This is a genomic window from Agrobacterium sp. P15N1-A, assembly GCF_044626815.1.
In the GTDB taxonomy this organism is placed as follows: Bacteria; Pseudomonadota; Alphaproteobacteria; order Rhizobiales; family Rhizobiaceae; genus Agrobacterium; species Agrobacterium leguminum.
Genome location: NZ_JBIUPF010000002.1, coordinates 250,561 through 270,833, shown reverse-complemented (window position 1 = coordinate 270,833; position 20,273 = coordinate 250,561). Strand labels below are relative to the sequence as shown.

General features: G+C 60.2%; 26 protein-coding genes and 1 tRNA gene. 6 read left to right on the top strand and 21 right to left on the bottom strand.

Annotation, left to right across the window (positions count from 1 at the left end; translation table 11 throughout):
- Positions 1-6: 6 nt before the first annotated feature.
- The 3 genes from ACIK7D_RS09330 to ACIK7D_RS09320 all read left to right on the top strand — a co-directional run bounded on the left by ACIK7D_RS09330 (position 7) and on the right by ACIK7D_RS09320 (position 4,125).
- The gene (locus ACIK7D_RS09330; RefSeq protein WP_400156150.1) at positions 7-1,701 is read left to right on the top strand and encodes an ABC transporter permease; all 1,695 of its coding nucleotides are present in this window, start codon (positions 7-9) and stop codon (positions 1,699-1,701) included.
- Entirely contained in the window at positions 1,689-2,717 is a 1,029-nt protein-coding gene (locus ACIK7D_RS09325) for an ABC transporter ATP-binding protein (protein ID WP_400156149.1), read from the top strand. Before ACIK7D_RS09330 ends, ACIK7D_RS09325 begins: the two co-directional genes overlap by 13 nt.
- 298 nt (positions 2,718-3,015) lie before the next feature.
- Entirely contained in the window at positions 3,016-4,125 is a 1,110-nt protein-coding gene (locus tag ACIK7D_RS09320) for an endonuclease/exonuclease/phosphatase family protein (protein ID WP_400156148.1), read from the top strand.
- A 30-nt stretch (positions 4,126-4,155) separates the two neighbouring features.
- Here ACIK7D_RS09320 and ACIK7D_RS09315 read toward each other — a convergent pair whose 3' ends face one another.
- A complete protein-coding gene (locus ACIK7D_RS09315) occupies positions 4,156-5,895 on the bottom strand; it encodes a diguanylate cyclase (protein ID WP_400156147.1) in 1,740 nt (579 codons plus the stop codon).
- 213 nt (positions 5,896-6,108) lie between these two features.
- On the opposite strand from ACIK7D_RS09315, the gene ACIK7D_RS09310 reads away from it, so the two are divergent.
- From ACIK7D_RS09310 to ACIK7D_RS09300, 3 genes are all read left to right on the top strand, one after another.
- Positions 6,109-6,184, top strand: a tRNA-Thr gene (locus tag ACIK7D_RS09310).
- Between the two features lie 171 nt (positions 6,185-6,355).
- Positions 6,356-6,550, top strand: a complete 195-nt coding sequence (locus ACIK7D_RS09305; protein ID WP_400156146.1) for a hypothetical protein — start codon at positions 6,356-6,358, stop codon at positions 6,548-6,550.
- Entirely contained in the window at positions 6,547-6,801 is a 255-nt protein-coding gene (locus ACIK7D_RS09300) for a hypothetical protein (RefSeq protein ID WP_400156145.1), read from the top strand. The genes ACIK7D_RS09305 and ACIK7D_RS09300 overlap by 4 nt, the downstream gene beginning before the upstream one ends.
- Here the strand turns inward: ACIK7D_RS09300 and ACIK7D_RS09295 are convergent.
- The 20 genes from ACIK7D_RS09295 to ACIK7D_RS09200 form a co-directional block, all read right to left on the bottom strand.
- Positions 6,798-7,697, bottom strand: a complete 900-nt coding sequence (locus ACIK7D_RS09295; RefSeq protein ID WP_400156144.1) for a hypothetical protein — start codon at positions 7,695-7,697, stop codon at positions 6,798-6,800. The two genes, ACIK7D_RS09300 and ACIK7D_RS09295, sit on opposite strands and share 4 nt — an antisense overlap.
- A complete protein-coding gene (locus ACIK7D_RS09290; protein ID WP_400156143.1) occupies positions 7,697-8,068 on the bottom strand; it encodes a hypothetical protein in 372 nt (123 codons plus the stop codon). The genes ACIK7D_RS09295 and ACIK7D_RS09290 overlap by 1 nt, the downstream gene beginning before the upstream one ends.
- On the bottom strand, positions 8,065-8,655 hold the full coding sequence (locus ACIK7D_RS09285) for a DUF2163 domain-containing protein (protein ID WP_400156142.1): 591 nt from the start codon (positions 8,653-8,655) through the stop codon (positions 8,065-8,067). The genes ACIK7D_RS09290 and ACIK7D_RS09285 overlap by 4 nt, the downstream gene beginning before the upstream one ends.
- The gene (locus ACIK7D_RS09280; RefSeq protein ID WP_400156141.1) at positions 8,652-9,305 is read right to left on the bottom strand and encodes a hypothetical protein; all 654 of its coding nucleotides are present in this window, start codon (positions 9,303-9,305) and stop codon (positions 8,652-8,654) included. The genes ACIK7D_RS09285 and ACIK7D_RS09280 overlap by 4 nt, the downstream gene beginning before the upstream one ends.
- Positions 9,305-11,503 carry a tail tape measure protein gene (locus ACIK7D_RS09275; protein ID WP_400156140.1) on the bottom strand — a complete coding sequence of 733 codons (2,199 nt, stop codon included), beginning with the start codon at positions 11,501-11,503 and terminating at the stop codon, positions 9,305-9,307. Before ACIK7D_RS09275 ends, ACIK7D_RS09280 begins: the two co-directional genes overlap by 1 nt.
- Positions 11,500-13,158, bottom strand: coding sequence for a terminase large subunit (locus ACIK7D_RS09270; protein WP_400156139.1), 1,659 nt, complete (start codon positions 13,156-13,158; stop codon positions 11,500-11,502). Before ACIK7D_RS09270 ends, ACIK7D_RS09275 begins: the two co-directional genes overlap by 4 nt.
- Complete coding sequence (locus tag ACIK7D_RS09265; RefSeq protein WP_400156138.1) at positions 13,124-13,555, bottom strand: phage terminase small subunit P27 family; 432 nt, start codon at positions 13,553-13,555, stop codon at positions 13,124-13,126. Before ACIK7D_RS09265 ends, ACIK7D_RS09270 begins: the two co-directional genes overlap by 35 nt.
- Positions 13,552-13,869, bottom strand: coding sequence for a phage head closure protein (locus ACIK7D_RS09260; protein ID WP_400156137.1), 318 nt, complete (start codon positions 13,867-13,869; stop codon positions 13,552-13,554). Before ACIK7D_RS09260 ends, ACIK7D_RS09265 begins: the two co-directional genes overlap by 4 nt.
- Entirely contained in the window at positions 13,866-14,279 is a 414-nt protein-coding gene (locus ACIK7D_RS09255; protein WP_400156136.1) for a DUF3168 domain-containing protein, read from the bottom strand. Before ACIK7D_RS09255 ends, ACIK7D_RS09260 begins: the two co-directional genes overlap by 4 nt.
- Positions 14,276-14,695 (bottom strand): HK97-gp10 family putative phage morphogenesis protein, encoded by a 420-nt coding sequence (locus ACIK7D_RS09250; RefSeq protein WP_400156135.1) that lies wholly within the window; start codon positions 14,693-14,695, stop codon positions 14,276-14,278. The genes ACIK7D_RS09255 and ACIK7D_RS09250 overlap by 4 nt, the downstream gene beginning before the upstream one ends.
- Positions 14,688-15,005 (bottom strand): head-tail connector protein, encoded by a 318-nt coding sequence (locus ACIK7D_RS09245; protein WP_400156134.1) that lies wholly within the window; start codon positions 15,003-15,005, stop codon positions 14,688-14,690. The genes ACIK7D_RS09250 and ACIK7D_RS09245 overlap by 8 nt, the downstream gene beginning before the upstream one ends.
- A 120-nt stretch (positions 15,006-15,125) precedes the next feature.
- Positions 15,126-15,362 (bottom strand): hypothetical protein, encoded by a 237-nt coding sequence (locus tag ACIK7D_RS09240; protein ID WP_400156133.1) that lies wholly within the window; start codon positions 15,360-15,362, stop codon positions 15,126-15,128.
- A 4-nt stretch (positions 15,363-15,366) separates the two neighbouring features.
- Positions 15,367-15,855, bottom strand: coding sequence for a hypothetical protein (locus ACIK7D_RS09235; RefSeq protein WP_400156132.1), 489 nt, complete (start codon positions 15,853-15,855; stop codon positions 15,367-15,369).
- Positions 15,852-16,133 carry an endonuclease gene (locus ACIK7D_RS09230; protein ID WP_400156131.1) on the bottom strand — a complete coding sequence of 94 codons (282 nt, stop codon included), beginning with the start codon at positions 16,131-16,133 and terminating at the stop codon, positions 15,852-15,854. Before ACIK7D_RS09230 ends, ACIK7D_RS09235 begins: the two co-directional genes overlap by 4 nt.
- 83 nt (positions 16,134-16,216) lie before the next feature.
- Complete coding sequence (locus tag ACIK7D_RS09225) at positions 16,217-16,438, bottom strand: hypothetical protein (RefSeq protein ID WP_400156130.1); 222 nt, start codon at positions 16,436-16,438, stop codon at positions 16,217-16,219.
- A 34-nt stretch (positions 16,439-16,472) separates the two neighbouring features.
- Complete coding sequence (locus ACIK7D_RS09220) at positions 16,473-16,859, bottom strand: hypothetical protein (RefSeq protein ID WP_400156129.1); 387 nt, start codon at positions 16,857-16,859, stop codon at positions 16,473-16,475.
- A gap of 11 nt (positions 16,860-16,870) precedes the next feature.
- A complete protein-coding gene (locus ACIK7D_RS09215; RefSeq protein ID WP_400156128.1) occupies positions 16,871-18,121 on the bottom strand; it encodes a phage major capsid protein in 1,251 nt (416 codons plus the stop codon).
- A gap of 1 nt (position 18,122) precedes the next feature.
- Positions 18,123-18,626 (bottom strand): HK97 family phage prohead protease, encoded by a 504-nt coding sequence (locus tag ACIK7D_RS09210; protein ID WP_400156127.1) that lies wholly within the window; start codon positions 18,624-18,626, stop codon positions 18,123-18,125.
- Positions 18,626-19,018, bottom strand: coding sequence for a hypothetical protein (locus ACIK7D_RS09205; RefSeq protein ID WP_400156126.1), 393 nt, complete (start codon positions 19,016-19,018; stop codon positions 18,626-18,628). The genes ACIK7D_RS09210 and ACIK7D_RS09205 overlap by 1 nt, the downstream gene beginning before the upstream one ends.
- Complete coding sequence (locus ACIK7D_RS09200) at positions 19,005-20,237, bottom strand: phage portal protein (RefSeq protein WP_400156125.1); 1,233 nt, start codon at positions 20,235-20,237, stop codon at positions 19,005-19,007. The genes ACIK7D_RS09205 and ACIK7D_RS09200 overlap by 14 nt, the downstream gene beginning before the upstream one ends.
- Positions 20,238-20,273: the final 36 nt, after the last annotated feature.

Genomic DNA, 20,273 nt, shown 5'->3' with positions numbered 1-20,273 from the left:
AGCGGAATGACCCGTTCCAATGCCTATGGAAGCAGCCAGCCGCGCTGGCTGTTTCCTTTTGTGGTCAGTGTTGTTTTTGCGCTCAGCGCCCTGCCGCTCGGCCGGCTCGCCTATACCGGCATCATTTCGTCACTTAACGGTGACATATGGCGGCTTCTCGCCGATGCGGCCCTGTGGGATGCGGCGCTGAACACGCTCTCCACATCGTTTTTCGGTATACTGATTTCGCTTTTGATCGGCGGCGCTTTCGCGCTTTCGCTGACGCTTTGCGACATACGCGGCAAGTCGATCCTGAGTTTCCTGTTCATGCTGCCGATGATGATCCCGCCGCAGGTGACGGCGCTGTCGTGGATCGGCATGACCGGTCCTTCGAGCACGCTGTTGAAGGCCTTCGGCCTTGCGCCGCCGATGGGGTCGCCGCAGCCGCTCTATTCCATTGCGGGCATCGCGCTTCTGCTCGGTGTGCAGCATGCGCCGCTCGTCTATCTGTCGCTGCGCGCCGGTCTGCTCGCCTTGCCGCAGGACGGCATCGAGGCTGCGAAGCTCTCCGGCGCGTCGCCGCGTCGCGTATTGTTCGATATCATCCTGCCGCTGTCGACGCCGGGATTGATCGCAGGCGCAGCGATCTCCTTCGTCTCCAGTGTCGGCAATTTCGGCATTCCGGCGATCCTCGGCATCCCCGCCTCGGTCTTTACCCTGCCGACGCTCATCTACAGCCGTTTTGCCAGTTTCGGCACCAGCACGTTCGGCGATATCGCCATTCTCTCCACCATGATCGCCATCATCTCCGTCGCCGGGCTTGCGCTGCAGGAACGGGCGATGAAGGGCAGGGACTATCGCATCATCGGCCTTTCCGGCAAGGCGGCGACCTTCCGGCTGGGGCTATGGCGGGTGGCGGCGGAGCTTGCCCTGTGGCTCGTGCTGTTCTTCATGCTGGTGGCGCCGCTGACGGCGCTGGTGGCAAGCTCGCTCGCGCCTGCCTATGGCGTGCCGCTGAGCCTCAAGACCGCGACGTTGCATGCCTATGAAGAGTTGCTCTATCGGCAGAGCGTAACCCGCACGGCGTTCCGCAATTCGCTGTTTCTGGCGACGGCGACATCCTTGTGTCTCCTGGCGGTGACGGTGCTGACGGCTTATTTCCTCGTGCGCGGCAAAAGCCGTTTCATGTTCCTGCTCTCGGCGCTGGTGGATATTCCCTATGCGCTGCCGGGGGTGGTGATTTCCGTCTCCTTCGTGCTGCTTTTCGCCGCTCCCATTCCACTGCTTGGCATCACGCTTTACGGCACGATCTGGATCATTCTGCTCGCCTATTTCTCCTCCTTCTTCGCCGTCAGCCTCAAGCCCATGGTCAGCGCTTTCCTGCAATTCGATCCGTCTCTGGAAGAGGCGGCAAGGCTCTCCGGCGCCGGTTTCTGGCGGCGGCTCAAGGATATCATCCTGCCGCTGGTCGGGCCCGCAGCGGGGGCTTCGGTCATTCTCGTTTTCCTGATCGCCTGCAACGAGCTGACGGTCTCGGCGCTGCTGTGGTCCGCGGGCACGCAGACGCTCGGCGTGCTCATCTACAATCTCGATGATAGCGGCAGCTTCGATCTCGCCTCGGCACTTTCGGTGCTTGTCGTCATCATGGTGATTTTCCTCATGGCTCTGCTGGAAATTCTGGGGCGCTATCTGCCGAAAGGAGTGGTCCCTTGGCGAAACTGATCCTCAACCGCCTGTCGAAAAGTTTCGGTGCCGGTTCGAAGCCAGCCGTGGACGATGTGTCGCTGACGGTGCGTGACGGCGGTTTTCTCGCTCTGCTCGGGCCTTCCGGCTGCGGCAAGACGACGGTGCTGCGCATGATCGCCGGTTTCGAACAGCCGACCGATGGTTCCATCCTGCTCGGCGAGCGGGTGCTGGCCGATGCCGGCAGCATGGTGCCGCCGGAACGGCGCAACATGGCGATGGTGTTCCAGTCCTATGCGCTGTGGCCGCATATGTCGGTTGCCGACAATGCCGGTTATCCCTTGAAGGTGCGCGGCATTTCGGGCGAGAAATATCGCGAGAAGGTGCGCCAGGCGCTGGCCGCCGTCCGCCTCGAGAGCTTCGCTGATCGCCGCCCCGCCGAATTGTCCGGTGGCCAGCGGCAGCGCGTGGCGCTTGCCCGCTGCCTCGTTACCGAGCCGGACGTGGTGCTGCTCGACGAGCCGCTCGCCAATCTCGACCGGCATCTCAGGCAGGAGATGGAGGAAACGTTCCGCGAGTTCCACATCCGCTCCGGCGCAACGATGATCTATGTCACCCACGATCAGGCCGAAGCCATGGCGCTGGCAACCGATGTCGCCGTCATGTCGCAGGGCAAGCTGCTGCAGGTCGCGCCACCGGCGGAGCTTTATGCGCGGCCCGAAGGCAGGCTGGTCGGCTCGCTGGTGGGGCAGGGGTCAATCCTCACCGTGCCGGTTCCGGAAGGCACCTCTCGGGATATCGACGGGACGGCGCTTCGGGCCGCGATGGAAAGCGGCCGGCAATTGCCGCAGGCGGATATTCTCGTGCGGCCGCAGGATGTGGTGCGGGATGCAGACGGCATCGCCTGCACCGTCACCTCGGTTCTCTACGAGGGCGAGCGTTATTCCCTGCGTCTCGACCTGCCGGACGGGCAGGCGCTCAGAGCCTATTCGCGCGAAGCGGTTGACGTCGGGGACCGTCTGCCGGTCGCCATTCGCGCGGCATGGCGGCTTTAGAGGTGGTGTCACGGGCGATCTGTCGATGCAATAATACGGCAGATCTCGCTTCTCCTATTTTATTGGGTTCCCCGTCGTTCCGGCCTTGAGCCGGAATCCAGCCGACGCGCGTCTGCGCGGCGAGAGAGTCCTTTCAGCCCAAGGACTTGGGCTGGTTGGATACCGGCTCAGGGCCGGTATGACGGAGAGAAATTCAGCAATGGGAAAGAGATAGGCAGCGCCGCACTCGTGCGAGAACACTCCACTGGCGAAACGGGTCTGGAATCGCTAATCTCGGTATTCAAAACAGGGATCATTCATGTCGCTTCGGCTTGCCACCTTCAATATCGAAAATCTCCTCACCCGTTTCGATTTCACCGGCTTTCGCAACCAGACGCGGCGCGACAGGGCGATCCAGCTTTTCGATATTCGCGACGAGGCGACCTATCAGGCGCTGGAAAGCGCGCGGATGGTGTCTTCCACAGACGATACGCGCCAGCTTTCGGCGCTCGCCATCGCCGATGCGGATGCCGATATTCTCTGCCTGCAGGAAGTGGACAACATGGCCGCGCTGCAGGCCTTCGAATATGGCTATCTCTACCGCATGGTCGGCAATGGCTACCTGCAGAAATATCTGGTCGAGGGCAATGACAGCCGCGGCATCGATGTCGCCGTCGTCATGCGCGAGGAGACGCGGGACGGCGACAGGATCGAGGTGGTCGATATCAAGAGCCATGCGGCGCTGACCTATCGCAATCTCGATCTCTTCAATTCCGCGCTTGCCGCCACAAACCAGATCGACGACAAGATTTTCAAGCGGGATTGCCTGGAAATCGATCTGAGGATCGGCGGCAAGCCGCTCACGCTTTACGTCACGCATTTCAAATCCATGACCAATGCCCGCGACGCGGTCGACGCCCGCATCGCCACCATGCCGATCCGCGAGGCGGAGGCCATGGCCGTGCGTCGTATCATTGAAAACCGCTGGGGCGTGGGCAATACCCGCAACAAGAATTTCGCGATCTGTGGCGATATGAACGATTATCAGGAGCGTGTCGCGATTTCCGGCGACAGGCGCAGCGGCTACAGCTTCGCGCCCGTCGAGGAGGAGCGCAGCGCGCTCGATATCCTTTCGGCCGATGGTTTCGTGGTCAATCCGATGATGCGCCGTGATGTCATGGACCGCTGGACGCTTTACCATTCACGCGGGCCGCAGGAGCAGCATCTGTGCCAGCTCGACTATATCTGGCTGTCCCCGCGTCTGGCGGAGACGAACGCCACGCATGTCCCCGAGATCATCCGCAATGGGCAACCTTTCCGGACGGTATTCCCGCCGGGGCAGGGGGTTGAACGTTATCCCCGCACCGGCTGGGATCGCCCGAAAGCTTCCGATCATTGCCCCGTGGTCATGACGCTGGATTTGATCTAGTCGAAGCAAAACCCGCCGCCGGCGATGTTCTTAGCCGTTCGCGACCTTTGGGAAATAGGTTGCCCAGACCCGGTTGCGGCCCGCGCGCTTGGCTTCGTAAAGCCGGTCGTCGGCGATGGCGATCAACTCGTCCCAGCTGTTGATCGCACGCGCTTCCTGCCAGACCACGCCGAAACTTGCCGTCAGTGACAGGCCGCTTTGCTCGTCGATGGTCTGGGCTTCGATCAGGCGGCGAAGGCGGTCGGCCGTGGCCGTCGCCGTGGCATGGCTGACATCCTGCAGCACGACGACGAATTCCTCACCGCCGTATCGGGCAAGAATGTCGTGCTTGCGCAATGCGCTGCGCAACAGGCTCGCGGTCTTCTGAAGCGCGATGTCACCCATGGCATGGCCGTAACGGTCGTTGATCGATTTGAAATGGTCGATATCGACAATCATCACGCCAAGCGACTGACATTGTTCGTCGCCCGTCAATATGGAGCGAACCGCCTTTTCGAGTGCGCGGCGGTTGAAGACGCCCGTCAGCGCATCGGTTTCGGAAAGGGTGCGCAGTTGTTCGGCCAGCGCACGCTGCTGGTTTTCCATTTCGCCCTTCTGGCGAAGCTGTTCGCGCAGGAAATCCAGTTCCTCGAACATCTTCTTCACTTCCGGAGCGACCCTGTCCTCATGATTGCTCTCGGAAAGATCACCGCCAGCGATGGCGGCGATCTGCGCCTGGACGGATTGCATGGGCCGGAACAGCGCGGTTTTATAAACGGATGTCAGCCTTAACAGGACCAGGACCGCGATGCCGGCGACAAAGAGCGACGTTCCGCCGTAGATCAGGGCCTCCTGCTTTTTCTTTTCGATCCGCGCGCGCGTTTCGGACAGGATAAGGTCGCGCAGCGTATCGGACGACCGCATGCCGGCGATATAGTTTCTGGAAAATTCAAGTGCGCTTGGTTGGGCGGATGGCACGGCCATCACGATCGTATTCTGCGCGTAACGCAAAGCCTGACCGAAATACTGGGTTTCAAGATCGCGCAATGCCCCGTCCAGTCGCGGCGTCGACAGATAGGCGGCGGTATAATTGGTCAGCGATGCTTTCAGCGACAGCAGGCTCTGCATCTCGGAGTCGAACTTGGTGCGATAACCGAGCTTTTCCTGCCTGTTCGCCTTGAGACTCATGATCACATAGGAACCGAGGCGGCCGATCCGGTCCCGCATCACGCCCGCCGTGCCAGTCAGTGCGATGTCAATCGCCACGTCGGGCGTCACCTTGATGATGGCGCGTGCGGCCCTGCCGCGCAGCAGATTGACGCTGTCCGCTGCCTTGAACATCGATGAAATCGCGTTGGACGTCGCGCCGTGGTTACGCGCGTCAGGGGGGAGTGCCGCAACCTGATCGACCAGCTCTCGCGATTGTTCGAGCTTCTGGCGGGTTTCAGCAAGCGAGTTCGCCAGTTCAGGCTGTGTCCTGATATCGTCGGCGAAGGATTTCTCCAGCTCCGATAGCTTGTCGTCCGTTGCCTTGCGCGCGGCGGCAAGCCCCTCGACCAGCCTTGCATCCGGCACGGATGCGCCCATCAGATTATTGGCGGGGCCTCGCTCGGCCGACACCAGCCATGCGGACTGGAGAGCGGTTTCAAAGCGGGTGAGCTGCGCGGCATTGGTGCGATAACGCAGATAATTGTAGACGCTGGGCAGCGCGGCAAGGGTTGCCAGCAGGATGGAGCTTACGGCGATGATGATCGTGCCCGTCAGCTGGATTTTCTGTATGCTCGCGCGCATATGATGCGTTGTTCTCACTGGAATGGTTATGTTTCATCGCCATTCTAGTGGTGCTGCGTAAATACTTCGCTTATTTTCCGGGCCTTTTGCTACAATTGCGATCACGCGAACAGCGCGTACGGCCACGGTGTGGAAAAGCAGTCTGTCGATGCCACAGCGTTAGTTTTTGCTTTACACCAAGTCAGAATCTGATAGTTGGCAAGGCACTGGCTTGCCCTTGTAGCTCAGTTGGTAGAGCACCTGATTTGTAATCAGGGGGTCGCGGGTTCGAACCCTGCCGGGGGCACCAGTAAAATCAATCGCTTAGCTATGATATGTTGAAATTCTCTGTTGCGCCATGTCGCGACTGATTATTATTGAATTTCAATGGTTTTGCCTCACCATCGGCAATTCGACGCGACACGGATTGCAACATGCAACACGCTCTGGCAGGGTGCGCCCACGTTTACGGGGGTAATCAATGTTCACGATACTGGTGTGGCTCGGCGTTTTGCAGATGATCGGCGGACTGATCGTCGCTTTCACGGCAAAGTCAGCAATGCATGAAATCATCGCGGTTATCGCTTTCGGCATGGGCACAATGGCGCTCGGGCTTTCCAAGGTTGTGGATTTGCTGGAGCGCTTGAGAGCCGAAGTTCGGAGGAACGAGCAGTGACAGAGTGGAAGCATGAACTGAACAGAGAGCAGTACGAGCTACTAATCGACAGCCTTCTGCGCGCATCGACAGTCGCGACCGTCATTGAGGAGATGGCAGACAGTCTCGATCCGGCCACCCTGAAGGAGATGGCCGTTGCGATGAGGGAACGTGTGACTGACTGCCTCCTGCTCGGCAATTTCGAAGAAGACGACATCAAAGCGATCCACAAAGATGTTATGGCTGCCATGTACACCAAGCCGGACGCCTAAGCTGCCCTCCTGAACCATCCATCAAAGACCTCGGCCGTGAGCATGTGCATGGGTACGAAGGGGATGACGTTGTGGCGCGGCACTGGCTTGCCCTTGCGCTTGCATGACGAACTGCAGAACATCGCCTTCTTGCTTTTCGCAGTGAACGCCTCACCACAACACGCGCATTCCTTGTCGAAGGCCTTCTTCGATGCAGCAGCGTTCTTGCACTCGACCGAACAGAACTTTGACGAGTCACGTGCGGGTTGGAATGGCTTCTCGCAGCACTCGCACTGGATCATGGCCCGCTTCAGGCGCCCGACGTTGTAACAGGCCTTCGAGCAATAGATCGCATCTGACAGCTCCCTGACGACAGAGAACATCTTGAGGCAGACAGGGCATTCTCTCGGCGCGGTCTTGGTCTTGAGAACCATACGATATGCCGACCATGCCAGATTGCTGTTGCGCCAACCGTTCTCATAGGTTCGGTAGACCAGCGCGGCCCGTGCGCATTCATTCGAGCAGAACCGATACCGGCGCAGGCCTTCGCGTGCATCCTCTGGCATCGGGCCGCCGCACTTCTTGCATTGCTCGTCGGGGATTGTGTGCTCTGGCTGGCCTTGGTCCCATGTCGGGTATTCAGCGCCGATCATGCGGAGCGATTCGCCCACGATGCTTGCGGCCTCGATTTCAGAAGCCAGCCAGGTGTTGCCGCTGATACAGAGGGCAGAGCGCAGACCGGCATGCAACGCGCCCTGATTTTCGAACGGTGACAGCCGCCAGTCTCCCAGCCTGTCCATGACCTCATGGATGACAGCCTGCCGACGCGGACCCTTGATGATCTGCGCCGGCTTCTTCGGTTTGCCCTTGAGCAACCGTTCCTTTCTCGCGGTGAGGTATCCGTCGAGATATGCCATCAGACACCCCCGAATTGCGCATCAAACAGACCGGCCGTCAGCGGAGCCTTTGAGACAGGCGGGAGAACCTTCACGCCTTCCGGTGTGTTCGGCTGCTTCTTGTAGACCGTTTCGAGATAGGCCTGATCCATGGCGATGAGGATTGCTACGTGGCGCGGTTCGATCGGCAGTGAGTAAATACGGCTGTAGGCCGCAATTTCCGCGTAGGTGATCGGCTGCGGGCCAGCCATGCCAGCCTGCCGGGTTTTGTGCAGGGCCATGAACCATTTCCACAGCAGTTCGCCGCCGGCAGGGATGTGCGGACCACGGTCCGCACCAGATGCCGTCAACTGGCGCTTCAGTTCGGCGCAGAGGAGCTTTTCGAGGTTCATCCGCTTCTCTGCCCCCACTCTTCAGGGATCGAGGCATTCGTCGCGACGTATTCCAGGCCCGTGTCGTTAGCGTCATTGTCAAATTTTTGCTCGGCCATGCTGCGCTTGACGCCGGTGGAACCGCGCGCCGATCGCCCGGGCGGCTGCAGATCAATCTCCATCGTCAGCGTCCGTTCTGAGCCGGATATGGCGCCCTTGTTGTATCGCACCTGGTCGATCTCATAGACGGACGATGCGAGGATGCCCAAGACCTCGTTCGTATTCGGAACGCCGCAGAGATGGGCGATGATGACCGGGCTGTTTTGATAATTGTACTGCTCTATGATCGCCATCGCGTCGTCTGGATCGTTCACCGGGATATTGGAGAACGTGATCGTGCGAGTGGTGACGGCGGTCCCTACAGCGGATGTCATCGACCCCATGCTGAGAAAGCGGTTCGGCTTGTAGACCAATCCGTTGAACGTGAAGTCGCGCCCGCCCATGTGGTAGCCCTTGGGTGGCAAGCCGGGGATGTCAAAGCGAACGAGATCAAGGCGGGCAATGCCTCCCTTGTCGATCTGGGTGGTTACTGCTGGGTCAAGGCTCATGAGAAGAATATCTCCGTTGCGGTAAAGCTGCCCTCGCGGCTGTTCCATGACTTCGGCGCCTGCACGCTGCCGGGATCGATCATCATCAGGCACGAGGGCTTTTCGAGATGGCCGGTGCATGTTGCGTTAAAGTTCTGCGTGTCCAGCGGGTACATAATCTGCACGGTCGCGAAGCCGCTTGCGTCAGATACGGCAGGCTCGGTGATCCGGTGAAGGGACCGCTTCAAAACGCTGGCCCTCACCTCGACATAATCGCCGGGGGTGAAGATGAAACCGGCCGGCAGACCACCGAGATACAGAGTGTTTGCGCTCACGGCTTGAAAGAAGACGTCGCCGTTGAACGCGCCGCCCGCTGCCTTTGTGCCAGACAACGGCGCGCCCGTGTCCATTGCGATTGGCCGCGGACGGAAGACATCGTAACCAAGGAAGGGCTTGCCCCTGACATCCGCCTTCATCGTGAAGGCATCGAATATCCCGAACAGATGCGTCTCAAGCCAGTGCGTGGCGAGCTTCAGCGTCCAGTACGGAGTGCCGAAGGACTGAGATTCCGTCCTGCGGCCTTCCATGCGCGACGAACTGGCCGGGCTGATCGGGTCGAAGCTGCACGATGCCCACGGCAGTACCTCGGGGATTATCTCGTAATCGGCCATCAGTTATCTCCACCATTCTGCTTGAGATTTCGCGTGTCTTTGTTGTTCTGGGTGATGAGCTTCACCGACTGGTTTCCTGCCTGCTTGAGGATTTCGCCCACCAGTTCCGGCGAAAGCTTCACCAGCACCTCAGAGGAGCCGCCAGACGCGTTTCCCGCACCGGAGGCGGTAGAACCATTCACTGCCACGCCAAGGCGCCCAGAGCCGTCCCTAGAGAGCGGCATGATTGCTTCCGGCCCAGCTTCACCCATGAGGCCAGCACCATCGGCAAAGGCGAACATGGTTGGCTTGCTGACGACCTGATTTGAAAAGCCGTTGATGCCATTGGGGAAAGTGCCGCCATCAGCAAAGAGGCTGGCACCGGGAGCCGATGGAAAGAAGTTCTTGCCGCCGCCACCGCCGCTAAATAAGCCGCTGAAGAGGCTGGAAAAGAAGCCACCGCCACCGCCGCCACCGGATGCTGCCTTGTTGACCTGAAAGATGCTGTCCAGCACATCGTCAAGCATGGTGTCGGCAATGCGCTTGAGGCTGTTCACGGCAACGTCGCCCATGGCCTCCCAGAAGTCCTTCCCTTGCTCGATCGCGCTGAACAGGTCATCAAGGCCGGCCCGTGTCAGGTCTCGCCAATACAGCCGCCGCCTTTCCGCCTCATCCTGCGCTTCCTGCTCCTGATAGATGGCCTCGTTGAGCGCGATAATCTTCCGGCGCTCGTCATCCGTGGCGGCCGCTCCTGCCTGTCTGGAGGCCGCAGAGGCGCGCTTGGCGGCGTCAGACTGGTTGACAAGGCGAAGCTCTTCCTCAAGCTCTTTGATGAGGTCTTCGACGGCCTTTCGCTCGCGGTCGGTTGTCTTCGCAGCGCGCTCCGATTCAGACGCGGATTTCTTTGCGGCTGCATCGCGCTCGCCTCGCGCCACGCTCTCTTGGGCCAATGCGGTAGCTTGCTCGCGGGTCAGGCTCGCACCCTTGCTGGCAGCATCGGCCAGTATCTTTTCTGTCTCGGTTGCGATTTGGCGCTCGCGGTTGGTCTTCGCCAGTTCCTCGCGATAGGTGCGCATGTAATCTGCGCTCGTATCTTTTGGCGTGAAGGTGGGTGCAGCAGGAGCCGTGGGAGCGTCGGGATTGTAACCTTGCCGACGATCCAGAATGTCACGGAATTTCATAGCCTCGGAGGTGAGGCGTTCAACTTCCTGTTGGGCTTGCTTGATGTTGATGGCGTCGGCGGGCGAACCGATGCTCACCTGCTCAAGATCCTTCAGGTTCTGCTTTGCAGCGTCGAGCTTCGAGTAAACGTCGCCCAACGCGCCACGCACCCGCTTGTCGGATTGCTGTTCAAACTCCTGCCAGGAATTGTAGAACAGCAGCCAGCCTTGCGCGGCCTCAAGGATTTCTTTCTTCAGGCGATTGCCGATGGTATTGGCAAGGATGTTGATTTTTTTATCAACTTCCTCGGCCTGCTTCACCATGCCCTCGTTCATCACAAGGCCCATCTCGCGGGCGAGCTTGATGTTTTCGTTCAGGCCTTCGGCGCCCTGGTCGACCAGTTCCACGAAGCGCTCACCAGCAGTGCCGCCGAATATCTCATCACCGAGACGTATCTGCGCAGCGCGTTCGAACTGCTTCATCCGGCCGATGATTTCGACAAAGAGGTCAGACGGTTTCTTGATCTTCTTTGCGAGCTCGTCGGAGCTGTAGCCGAGACGCTGGAATGCTTCGGCACCGCCGCCGGCTCCTGTCGCTATGAACTCATCGGCGCGCAGGTTCATTTCCTTCAGGCCGTCCGTCAGAGCGTCAACGCCAATCTTATTCTGCTCGGCCACGAACTTGAGTTCCTGAAAGGCCTCGATATCCACGCCTGCCATGCGAGCCTGACGGCTCAGTTCCGCGGTGCTCTGGATGGCGTTTTTCGTCGCGGCGACAAAGCCCGTGATGCCTAACGTCGCGGCACTGAGGCCCATGCCATCAGCAAAAGCCTTCCCGAATGAGCCAATCTTCGTGCTGACGGTCGCCATCGCCTGATTGATGCGCGTGGTCGATCGGATCGCATCCTTCTCCATCTGGTCGGTTGCTCGCTTGGAAGACTGCGACATCTTGCGGAACTCACGCTCCGTTGTGCCGCTGGCCTTCGCCATATTGCGCTCTAGGTCCTTGATCCGGGCCTCAAGCATAATCACGAGGCGTTCTTCGTCGGTCTGGCTCATGCGTAGCTCCAATCGTCCATGTCACCTTCGAAGGTGTCGTAAGAGGAAATGTTGGTTTCACCGGCAGCGCAGCGGGCAACGGCCATTGCGGTCGCTACGGCTCCATCGATGCGGTCTTTGCTCTTGCCCTTGTGGAAAGAGCGGTTGCCGGCCGTGTCGGTGCGGATGGCGATGTTATCGAAGTGCCAGCGAAGGATCGGATGGCCACCATGCTGGAACTGTCTGGCGAGGATGGCGCGCTCAAGCTCGGTGATCGCTGGTGACATCGTTACCCAGCCCTGCCGGAACTCGACCACGGGCAGACCCTTGCCCTGAAGATTGTTCAGAGAGTTGCGGGCAAGGTGCGGGTCAAAGGCGATTTCGCGGACGTTGAACCGGGCACAGATTTCCTCGATTTGAGCCTCGACAAAGTCATAGTCCACGACATTGCCCTCAGTCAGGGTAATGAGGCCTTGCTCCTCCCAGACAGCGTAATTCACGCCATCCTGTTCAGCCTTGCGGAGGATGTTGTCTTTCGGCAGGAAAAACCACGGGTGCACGGCATAACCGCTCTCACGGTCGCCCCATGCGGCAACAACGGCGGTTAAGTCGCTGGTGCTGGAAAGGTCCACGCCGAGATAGCAAGGCGTCTGGTTCGCTTCCAATTCGTCCAAATCTGGACGAAAGTTCCCCTCGTCATAGATCGGCATGGAGACGAACGGAGACGCGCTGTAATCCAGCCAGGTGTTGAGATGGTACTGCCGGAACGCATCGCGCTCTGCTGGCCGCTCTCGGCCTTCTCTGGCGTAATCGCGCAGGCCGTCGATATCGGGATAACCCAACTCAAGGCCGGGGTTCATGAAGTGCCAAAGGCGTTCATCTTCCCAATCTTCGAACTCCTCGACGTCGTCACCTTCCCACTTCGACTTTTCAGCCGGATCGGTTTCAAACAGGATCGGCAGGAAGCTCGGATCCTCGACTTCACCGGATTGGACCTTGCGCGCATATCCCAGCAGATCGAACGCGAGGTTCTCCTGTCCACGGCCTGCCTGGGTGATGATGACAAGCAGTGCGCCCTTGGCCTTGTTCATGCCGGTGCGGAGGGCCTGCCATGTCTTGCGCGATCGGTCGCCCTCCCATGCGATCAATTCGTCAGCGAGAACGAACTGCGGCGTCTTGCCCAACTTGCCTTTTCCGCCTGAAGCCAAGGCGCGGAACTTCGCCCCGGAAAGCTTGTGCTCCAGAATGAACGTGCTCTCGTTCAGCTTGAACCGGTTCTCGCCAAGCCAGTCGGTTTCCTTGATGATGCCGACAGCCTCCTCGTAGCTGATCGCTGCGTCTTCTTCGGCAGAGGCCGCGACCATCGCTTGACCGCTGGGCTTTCGTTCCCAACCGGCCGTGTGAAGCAGAGCGAGGCCAGCGCCGAGCGTCGTCTTGCGAGCACCACGCGGCAGCAGCGCGAAGACGGTTCGAACCTGTCGGCGTCCGTCTGGGAATGACGGGCCATAGATGCGACGCACGATCCTTTCCCAATGTCGCGGCAAGTCGAAGCTGCCCGACGCGCTCTTCGGATGCTTCAGGCGGCGAAGGAAGTCTACGGCGCGCTCGCCGTAGCCGAATGGGTCTTCGATCTCGCTGTCATCAAACAGCCAGGCCGGCCGGCGCGCCTTGATCATCGGCTTCCCCTTTCTTTCCTTGGAATCCCTGCTTCGCTCTCGCGGCAGGCGTCAGGCCAAGCTCTGCCGACATGCGGGCCACCGTCTCCTGCGCCTTGGACATGAGGCCGGATGCTGGGTTCGGCTTGAGATTGCCGTGGGCGGTCTTGGTCAGGATGCCATGCTCCTCGATGGCCTTCTGGCACTCGCGCACCGTCCAGAGGGCAATGAGGTATGCTTCGAGCAGTCCGGTCATGGAGGCGGTGAGGATTTGACGCTGCACCATTTCGGCAGCGATGGTGTTCCATTCTTCCTCCATTTGGGTCGGCAAATTTGCAGAGGCTTTGGGAACGCCCTTCAAACCGCCGTCGATGGCCTTCAGCGTGGCCTTTGCGCCGCGTGTCCCTTTGCTGCTCATGCGGACACCTTGCGTTCACAGCGCAGGTCCAAGCCCTTGCGGCGGCCGATCTCTTTCACCTCGCGGACGTTGTATTCTTCGCCCTCGAATAGTATGCGAGACTTCGGGCCAATCGTCCCGAAGTAGCGGGTACGGAAGATGATAGACGTCGTGTCGCTGGCACCGTTTGTCAGGAATTCCTCGGTGCTGCTCTGGATGATCTGGGCGCGCACGGTGGCAACATCGGTCCACGTCTCGATAGGCGTGCCGTAGCCGTTCACGGTGCTGGTGAAGCTCTGGACGGTGATAGAGCGATCAAGCTTTCCGGCTCTCATGCGACCTCCTGAACAAGCGCGTCGATGGTGACAATGGCGTGGCTCGTCTTGCCGTCAGGATCACGGAGGAAGCGGGAGCCGCGGACACGGCAGTCAGCGAAATGGAAGCCGTCAACGGGCTGAAATCTCGGCCCGTTAACTGCCTTGCGGATTGCCCCGGCGATGCGCTTGCTGGTCTCTGTCGATGGCTCCTCGACCCAGACATGAAGGTCCATGTAAACCCGTGTCAGCGTGCGGGCGATGCTCTCGCCTTCGTCCACGCTCTGGCCTTCACCAATGACGATGGAGGGGCGCGGGTTTGGTCGCTCGTTGCGATCCAGAATATGCCCCACGGGCACATTATCGGTAACAACGGGCTGAGAAATCAGCCGGTCGCGAATGGCTTTCTGCAGGGCGAGTTCAGCGCTCATAGGCCACCCCAATTCTTCTTTACGGCGGTGGCAGCGGCGCGCTTGATGCGGCCTGTAATCTTCTTGCGGAGGAGCCGGAAGGCGGGCCAGAAATACGGCTGCGCTGCGGCCTCCTGTGTGCCGTACTCGACAAGGTGCGCGTACCGAACATCCTTGTTTCCAGCGGTCACAGCGACGGCCAGTTCCGGCACCGTGACGCGGCCACCGGGCGTGGAGTAGGGCGGAGTGTTCGAACCACCCGGCGTTACCGTGATGCTCTCCTGTAGGGCGCCTGTGTCCCGCGGTGCGAGGATGCGGGCTGTCACGGCCAGATCGTTGCCCGACTTCACCAGCTCCGGCACCATCGCGGCGCGGACGTTCTTCGGGATCATCGCCAGCCGCTGCTTGATGCGACCGATTCCACCATCGTCAGCCAAAGCTATACTCCCTGTATTCGTTGACGATCTGCCAGACGCCGAAGGGCAGTTCCTGGCCGTTCACACCGATAAGGGTTGCTTCCCGGTTTTCGTACCAATGCGCCGCCAGTTGACAGACAGCCTCAACCAGCGCCGGCGGAATTTCGTCTTGATCCGTGCCGCCATAGGTCTCCTCAATCTTGAAGCCAAGAAGGCGTTCGATATGGTTCTGGGCAGCGTCGATCTTGCGCTCGATCAGCGCGTCATCGTCCGTTCCGGGGATGCCGGTGGCGTTCAATTGCTGCTTCAAAATCGCAACGTCTACAATCATTGAACAACCTCCTTTCTGTCGTTCACAAAATCAGGGCCAATTGAGAAATTTTTCGCACGATGGACCCGCCGCCGGTCCCCTTGAGGGGTGGAAAGTTGAAGACCACCCCCCGGTGCTGGGTCAGGTTCGCTCAAGCACGATGTCCTCGCCTTTGAGGTAGACGTTGAAGCCCGGACCACTGAAGTCACCACCCTTGAACAGGCGCATGGCCTGATAGAGCGTATCCTTCTGTTCCTTCGTCAGCGCCCGCTCAACGATCATGAGGAGGTTGCCGTCCTCGTCCTTGCTGACTTCGACCTTGATCCTTGTATCCGGCCAGGTTGGTGGAAAGTCGCTGATGGATGTAGCTATCAGCATGGGGTCAAGCCTCCTCTGCATCGACACGCACCACGTTGCTGTTGACGCCAAGGGAGGCGTTCAGCTTCATGACGGAGTTGGCTGCATCGTACTGTTCGGACTGGCCCATGACCTTGGCAATGAACAGGCGTTCGGAAGGGGTGCCGCCTGCGGGTGCATCGTTGAGAACGACCCTGAATTCGTAATCGTGTATGGTCTTCTCTGCGGCGATGAGAGCCTGCTGACCGGGATCGGAATAGTCGATGCCCATGACCAGCTCCATCGTGCCGGCAGAGCGTGGGCCCTTCAGGGTGCGGGTACGGCTGTCACCGATCGAGGTGAAGTTGATGGCCTCGCTGGTATCGCCCACGGAACCGAGACCTTCGACTTCACCGATCTCCTTCCATGTGACTGCATTGGCAGCGGAGAAGTCAGCCAGCACATAGTCTGTCTTCTTCTGTTCCTTCGTGGTGCCGATGTAGATTTTCGCACCGGCCGTCGCGTTGATAGTCATTGCTCATTCCTTTCAAGAGCGCGCCGTTCATTCGCGGCGTCGATGGCGTTGCACCTCTGGCAACCCGGCTTCCAGTTGGATCGGACCATGCGCAGGTCTGGGCGCTGACGGATGCTCTTGACGTGCATCACGACCGTGGCCTTTGCCCCACACTGGCAGAACTCGTTTTGAGGGAGGGAGAGGAAAGCCTTTGCCTCCCTTTCCCATGTGCTGTCATAGCCACGCTGGCGGGCGCTGGGGCGCTTCTGGTCGTGGCGGGCTTTGCTCTCCTGCTTCATGCGTGTAACTGCCTTGCAGGTCTCACCACGAGGATGAGCCTTGTTGCAGTGTCCGCAGACTGAGGGAGCGCGTGTAGGCATGGTCAGGCCCACCCGTAGAAGGTGCCGGTCGTGCCTGTTGCCAGAACACGAACCGGACGAATGGGGAGGATCTGGCCGGCCGTCATGGCATAGGGCAGATCGACACCTAGCTCGTCACGGCAAACGATTGTGCCGTCAGCCTGGCAGTAGACTGCCTTCGGGCGTGTCGGCAGATCAGCCGAGTTGCTGGGCACGATCTGGAAATGACGCCTTGCGGACGTCATCACCGAATCTACGTTGGGATAGTTATCGGCCATGTTATGCCACCGGAGCGATGTGCGGGTGGCCAAGGATGGCAACGGCGCCCATCTGGATCGACGTGCCGCCGGCCTTCGTGACAGAGAGGCGGATATACCGCTTCTTGCCACGATAGCCGAGCTTGTAGGCCGTGGTTGCTGCCATGGTAGCGGGAGCGGTGCCGATGACATCAGCGGCAGCTACATCCGTAAAGCCGGAGCCCGACTGGTCGCTCTCCTGAAGCTTGAACGAGAAGTCACCCGCACCGGTAATAGCACCAGCGTTCACGAGGAAGAGCGCCGACTGGAAGCCCTTCATGTCGATGGTTGCACCGTCGCCGGCCGCACTGGTCGATGCAGAGGCCAGAGCCTGCACCGCTGCGAAGTTGGAATAAAGATCCTTGCGCATTGGAAGCCTCCTTAAGCCTTGATCTTGAGGAACTTGATGGCATTGAAATCGCCGGCGCCGCCGCCCACGCGCTTGTAGACGTCGAAGACCACGCGGCCCTTCTGGGTCAGCTCGTCGCGGTTCACGCGAACGCCCTGACGATCGACAATCACATAGCCCTGGCGGAAGTCACCGAAGGCGATGGGAAGAGCGCCGGCAGCGATGTCGGGCATGCCTTCGTCTATCTCGACCGGATAGCCGAGCAGCGGGTGCTCGATGCCCTCGATGAGGTTGCCGGTCGGAGCCCACAGCGCGCGGCCATTGGCATCAACGAGCGCCCGGAGAATGGTGGCGGTGTTGGTGTTCATCAGGAAGCGAGCATTGGACTTGTAGGGACGACGCAGCGCACCGATCAGGCCGATCAGAACCTTCGTCCACTGGGCAGTCGTCAATTGCCCACCGCTGAGAGCATCCGATTCCACATGCTGGTGCTTGCCCCAGGCGCGTGTGAAATCCTTCTCGACGGTCGTGCCATAGTCCAGCAGGCCGCGGGGCTTGCCTTCGACACCATCACCGCGCATGAAAGCTTCGCCTTCGGTTTCAGCGAAGTCGTGGGTGGCGTTGTTGATCAGCCAGGAAGCGATATCCGTGGCCGCATCATCGAGCAGGTGGCGGGTTGCAACGGGGGCAGCATACAGTTCCGAAACCGGATAGCTTTGCTTGATCAGCTCGGGGCGGGCAGTATCCTGCGGGCGAGCATCACGCTCGGCCACCCACTGCGCACCGCGGCGTCCCATGGAATAGAACCGCTCGTATTTGTCACCACTGCCGATGCTGACAACCTCGGCCAGGCTGCGCAGGGGCGACAGGTCGGTGAGCAGTGTGCGGATCGAAAGATCGATGGTCGGCAGGACGAAATAGCCACCGGCGGGGTCGCTGTCGGACGATGCTGCTGCCTTGGCTTCGAATACGCCGCCTGCGTCCTCGATAGCAGCGGCGAGGCCAGAGCGCAGCATGGAGGCAAGAGCCTTGCGCTCCAGCTCGATCTGTTCGTTCGCGTCCTTCTTGCCGCCGGGGCGGTTCGCCTTGGTTTCGAGTTCGGCAATACGGTCCATGAGCGCTTTCAGCTCGGTGCCGCCTTCGACCTTCTTGAGGCGTTCGTCTACGGCCTTCTGCAGTTCCGCAAGCGACTTGGTGACCATGGACAACGGATCGTCATCGTCGCCCTTTCGTTCCATGATTGCCACGCTGCCGAGCAGCGCCTGTTTCGTGACATGCTGCATGTCAGTTCCTTCCGATATGCGCGGCTGCGCGGTTGATGGCAGCGGCGATCGAAATCGCCTCTACTGCCGACTTGGCCGAAGTCACCTTCGCGCCGGGGTGCATCGGGATCGTCACGAGAGACGCTTCCAGAAGCTCAAGAGATTTGATGAGACGGCCGCCGCCGGTGCGAGGGCTTGAGGTCTTGGTGATAAAGCCGATGGACAGGCCACGGACGGCGCCGGATTTGACCAAGGCCCGAACTTCTCGAGCGCGGGCAACATCGTCCACCAGCAGCTTGCCGGTGATGTGCAGGCCGTCCGACTTCTCGGTGGCGATATCCCATGTGCCAATCGGGTCGTTCATGTCGTGACCGAACAGCATCGGGATAGGCAGCTTCACGCCCTTGAAGGCACCGGGGTCAATCCAGTCGCCCACGCGGTCAGGCGCGCCGAACTTCCACGCGAGGCCGGACACGGTGCCAGCGTCGTCGGCAATCATCTTTGTTTCGATGAAGAGCCTGTCCATCACGCCACCTCACTGCGGAAGTTGGCACGGTCGGCGGCAAAAGCGTCTGTCTGCTGCTGGATCCATGCGACCTGTAGAACCTTGGCGACGGCGGCGTGGCCGAATTTGGCGTTTAGGCCGAAGTCGGCGGCGATGTCCCAATTGATGACGCAACGGGCCAAGCAGTTGATGCGCGCCTTCTCGCGGGCTTCAAACGATGCCTTGCCGTCCACATCAGCGGCGGCGGCCAGCTCGTCCATCATAGCGATACGGGCCTTGTGCTGGGTCTGGCTGTCAGGGCCGGCGATGAGAAGGCGAAGGCCGGTCGGCTTGCCATCCCACGGGTCCACGACTTCCAGCCAGCGGCCTTTGTCCTGATCGGCAAGGTTGCCGTGGATTTCATCGAGCGTCATCGTTCGGCTCCTTGTCGGGATCGTCTTGCTTGTCGTCTTCGAGCTTCTGGCCGCCGTTGTGGCCTAAGCCTGGCTGGCTGGCTCCGGTGTTCGGGTTCGCGTATTCGTCGCCGCCGTCGTAGGGCGGCAGATCAAGCCATTCGCGGGCGGTGTTTGGATTGATGACGCGGGAGGAAACAAGGCTGCTGATCGCGGTGGCGCGGGCAGTCAGGTCCACGTTCGTGAAATCGTCGCGGTCGAACCGGATGGCATATTTCTTCCGGTCTTCCTTGGAGAACAGCGCACGGCGCAGGGCGCTTTCGAGGGCGCGCAGCCATGGCTCAAGGCAAAGCTGGAGAAATTGGCGCTGCATCTCGGCCGCGTTGCTCCATGTGGCACGTGTCATGTCCCCGAGAAGGGAGGCCGGGATATTGAAGGCGCGGGCAATTTCCTGAAGCTGGAAGAGGCGGAGCTGCTGGAACTGCGCATCGACGCTGGAGAGCGTCATCTGGGACCATGTGGCGCCATCGTAGAGGAATGCGGTTTTACCGCCGTTGTCGGAGCCGTCCATTGCGGCTTTCCAGCCGGCGATCATCTTCTTCATACCTTCGTCGCCAAGCGGCTTGGGAGAAGTCACCACTCCACCGGGGCGCGCTCCCTTGCCGAACAGGCGGGCCGCGTGCTTCTCCATGACGATGGCAACGCCGATAGCTTCGCGGCAGAGGGTAAGGGGTGATTTGTCGAACGGGCCGCGAAGGTGGATCACATCGCTTGCGTTGCGAAGAATGCCGTTTGTCCGATAACGGGGCTGGAGCGTGTCGTCAGGATAATCGACGTTGATGAAGCCCGGACGATAGCGGATGATTTCTCGCACCTCGTCGCCCACACGGTTGACGTAGGCGAGGCCGCCCTGATCCCGGCAGAGAGCATCGACCATGATGGAGCGGATGAACTCGAAGCCGGATGTCCACTCGTTCGCGTCGTCGCGAAGCAGCGCCAGGACGGGGTGATTGGGAACTTCGGTTTCCGTGCGGTCGGCGGCAATCTCGACCACCTTGACCGAGAGAGAAGCGGCGGCTTCGGAAATGGTGCGGACAGCAGCAGCAACGGCCGGCACCCGCAAGGCGCTCTCTGCCGATACGGCAATCCCGGTTGCGGTCGGGATGCCCCCGCCGAGCATCTCAAGGATTTGCTCGTCCGTCAGGGCTTTCTTTGTGCGTTTGAAAGGGTTCCAGCTCATGGGCTGGAATTTCCGCCATCACAGCGGAAATGTGTA

Excerpts from the sequence above, each read along its gene's own strand:
- ACIK7D_RS09260 (WP_400156137.1), bottom strand. The coding sequence starts at position 13,869 with ATGAGAGCCGGAAAGCTTGATCGCTCTATCACCGTCCAGAGCTTCACC.
- ACIK7D_RS09255 (WP_400156136.1), bottom strand. The coding sequence starts at position 14,279 with ATGAGCGCTGAACTCGCCCTGCAGAAAGCCATTCGCGACCGGCTGATT.
- ACIK7D_RS09220 (WP_400156129.1), bottom strand. The coding sequence starts at position 16,859 with ATGCGCAAGGATCTTTATTCCAACTTCGCAGCGGTGCAGGCTCTGGCC.
- ACIK7D_RS09270 (WP_400156139.1), bottom strand. The coding sequence starts at position 13,158 with ATGATCAAGGCGCGCCGGCCGGCCTGGCTGTTTGATGACAGCGAGATC.
- ACIK7D_RS09280 (WP_400156141.1), bottom strand. The coding sequence starts at position 9,305 with ATGGCCGATTACGAGATAATCCCCGAGGTACTGCCGTGGGCATCGTGC.
- ACIK7D_RS09205 (WP_400156126.1), bottom strand. The coding sequence starts at position 19,018 with ATGACGCTCGATGAAATCCACGGCAACCTTGCCGATCAGGACAAAGGC.
- ACIK7D_RS09275 (WP_400156140.1), bottom strand. The coding sequence starts at position 11,503 with ATGAGCCAGACCGACGAAGAACGCCTCGTGATTATGCTTGAGGCCCGG.
- ACIK7D_RS09320 (WP_400156148.1), top strand. The coding sequence starts at position 3,016 with ATGTCGCTTCGGCTTGCCACCTTCAATATCGAAAATCTCCTCACCCGT.
- ACIK7D_RS09245 (WP_400156134.1), bottom strand. The coding sequence starts at position 15,005 with ATGATTGTAGACGTTGCGATTTTGAAGCAGCAATTGAACGCCACCGGC.
- ACIK7D_RS09330 (WP_400156150.1), top strand. The coding sequence starts at position 7 with ATGACCCGTTCCAATGCCTATGGAAGCAGCCAGCCGCGCTGGCTGTTT.
- ACIK7D_RS09315 (WP_400156147.1), bottom strand. The coding sequence starts at position 5,895 with ATGCGCGCGAGCATACAGAAAATCCAGCTGACGGGCACGATCATCATC.
- ACIK7D_RS09230 (WP_400156131.1), bottom strand. The coding sequence starts at position 16,133 with ATGAAGCAGGAGAGCAAAGCCCGCCACGACCAGAAGCGCCCCAGCGCC.
- ACIK7D_RS09265 (WP_400156138.1), bottom strand. The coding sequence starts at position 13,555 with ATGAGCAGCAAAGGGACACGCGGCGCAAAGGCCACGCTGAAGGCCATC.
- ACIK7D_RS09295 (WP_400156144.1), bottom strand. The coding sequence starts at position 7,697 with ATGGCATATCTCGACGGATACCTCACCGCGAGAAAGGAACGGTTGCTC.
- ACIK7D_RS09235 (WP_400156132.1), bottom strand. The coding sequence starts at position 15,855 with ATGACTATCAACGCGACGGCCGGTGCGAAAATCTACATCGGCACCACG.
- ACIK7D_RS09290 (WP_400156143.1), bottom strand. The coding sequence starts at position 8,068 with ATGAACCTCGAAAAGCTCCTCTGCGCCGAACTGAAGCGCCAGTTGACG.
- ACIK7D_RS09240 (WP_400156133.1), bottom strand. The coding sequence starts at position 15,362 with ATGCTGATAGCTACATCCATCAGCGACTTTCCACCAACCTGGCCGGAT.
- ACIK7D_RS09305 (WP_400156146.1), top strand. The coding sequence starts at position 6,356 with ATGTTCACGATACTGGTGTGGCTCGGCGTTTTGCAGATGATCGGCGGA.
- ACIK7D_RS09200 (WP_400156125.1), bottom strand. The coding sequence starts at position 20,237 with ATGAGCTGGAACCCTTTCAAACGCACAAAGAAAGCCCTGACGGACGAG.
- ACIK7D_RS09225 (WP_400156130.1), bottom strand. The coding sequence starts at position 16,438 with ATGACGTCCGCAAGGCGTCATTTCCAGATCGTGCCCAGCAACTCGGCT.
- ACIK7D_RS09285 (WP_400156142.1), bottom strand. The coding sequence starts at position 8,655 with ATGAGCCTTGACCCAGCAGTAACCACCCAGATCGACAAGGGAGGCATT.
- ACIK7D_RS09210 (WP_400156127.1), bottom strand. The coding sequence starts at position 18,626 with ATGGACAGGCTCTTCATCGAAACAAAGATGATTGCCGACGACGCTGGC.
- ACIK7D_RS09215 (WP_400156128.1), bottom strand. The coding sequence starts at position 18,121 with ATGCAGCATGTCACGAAACAGGCGCTGCTCGGCAGCGTGGCAATCATG.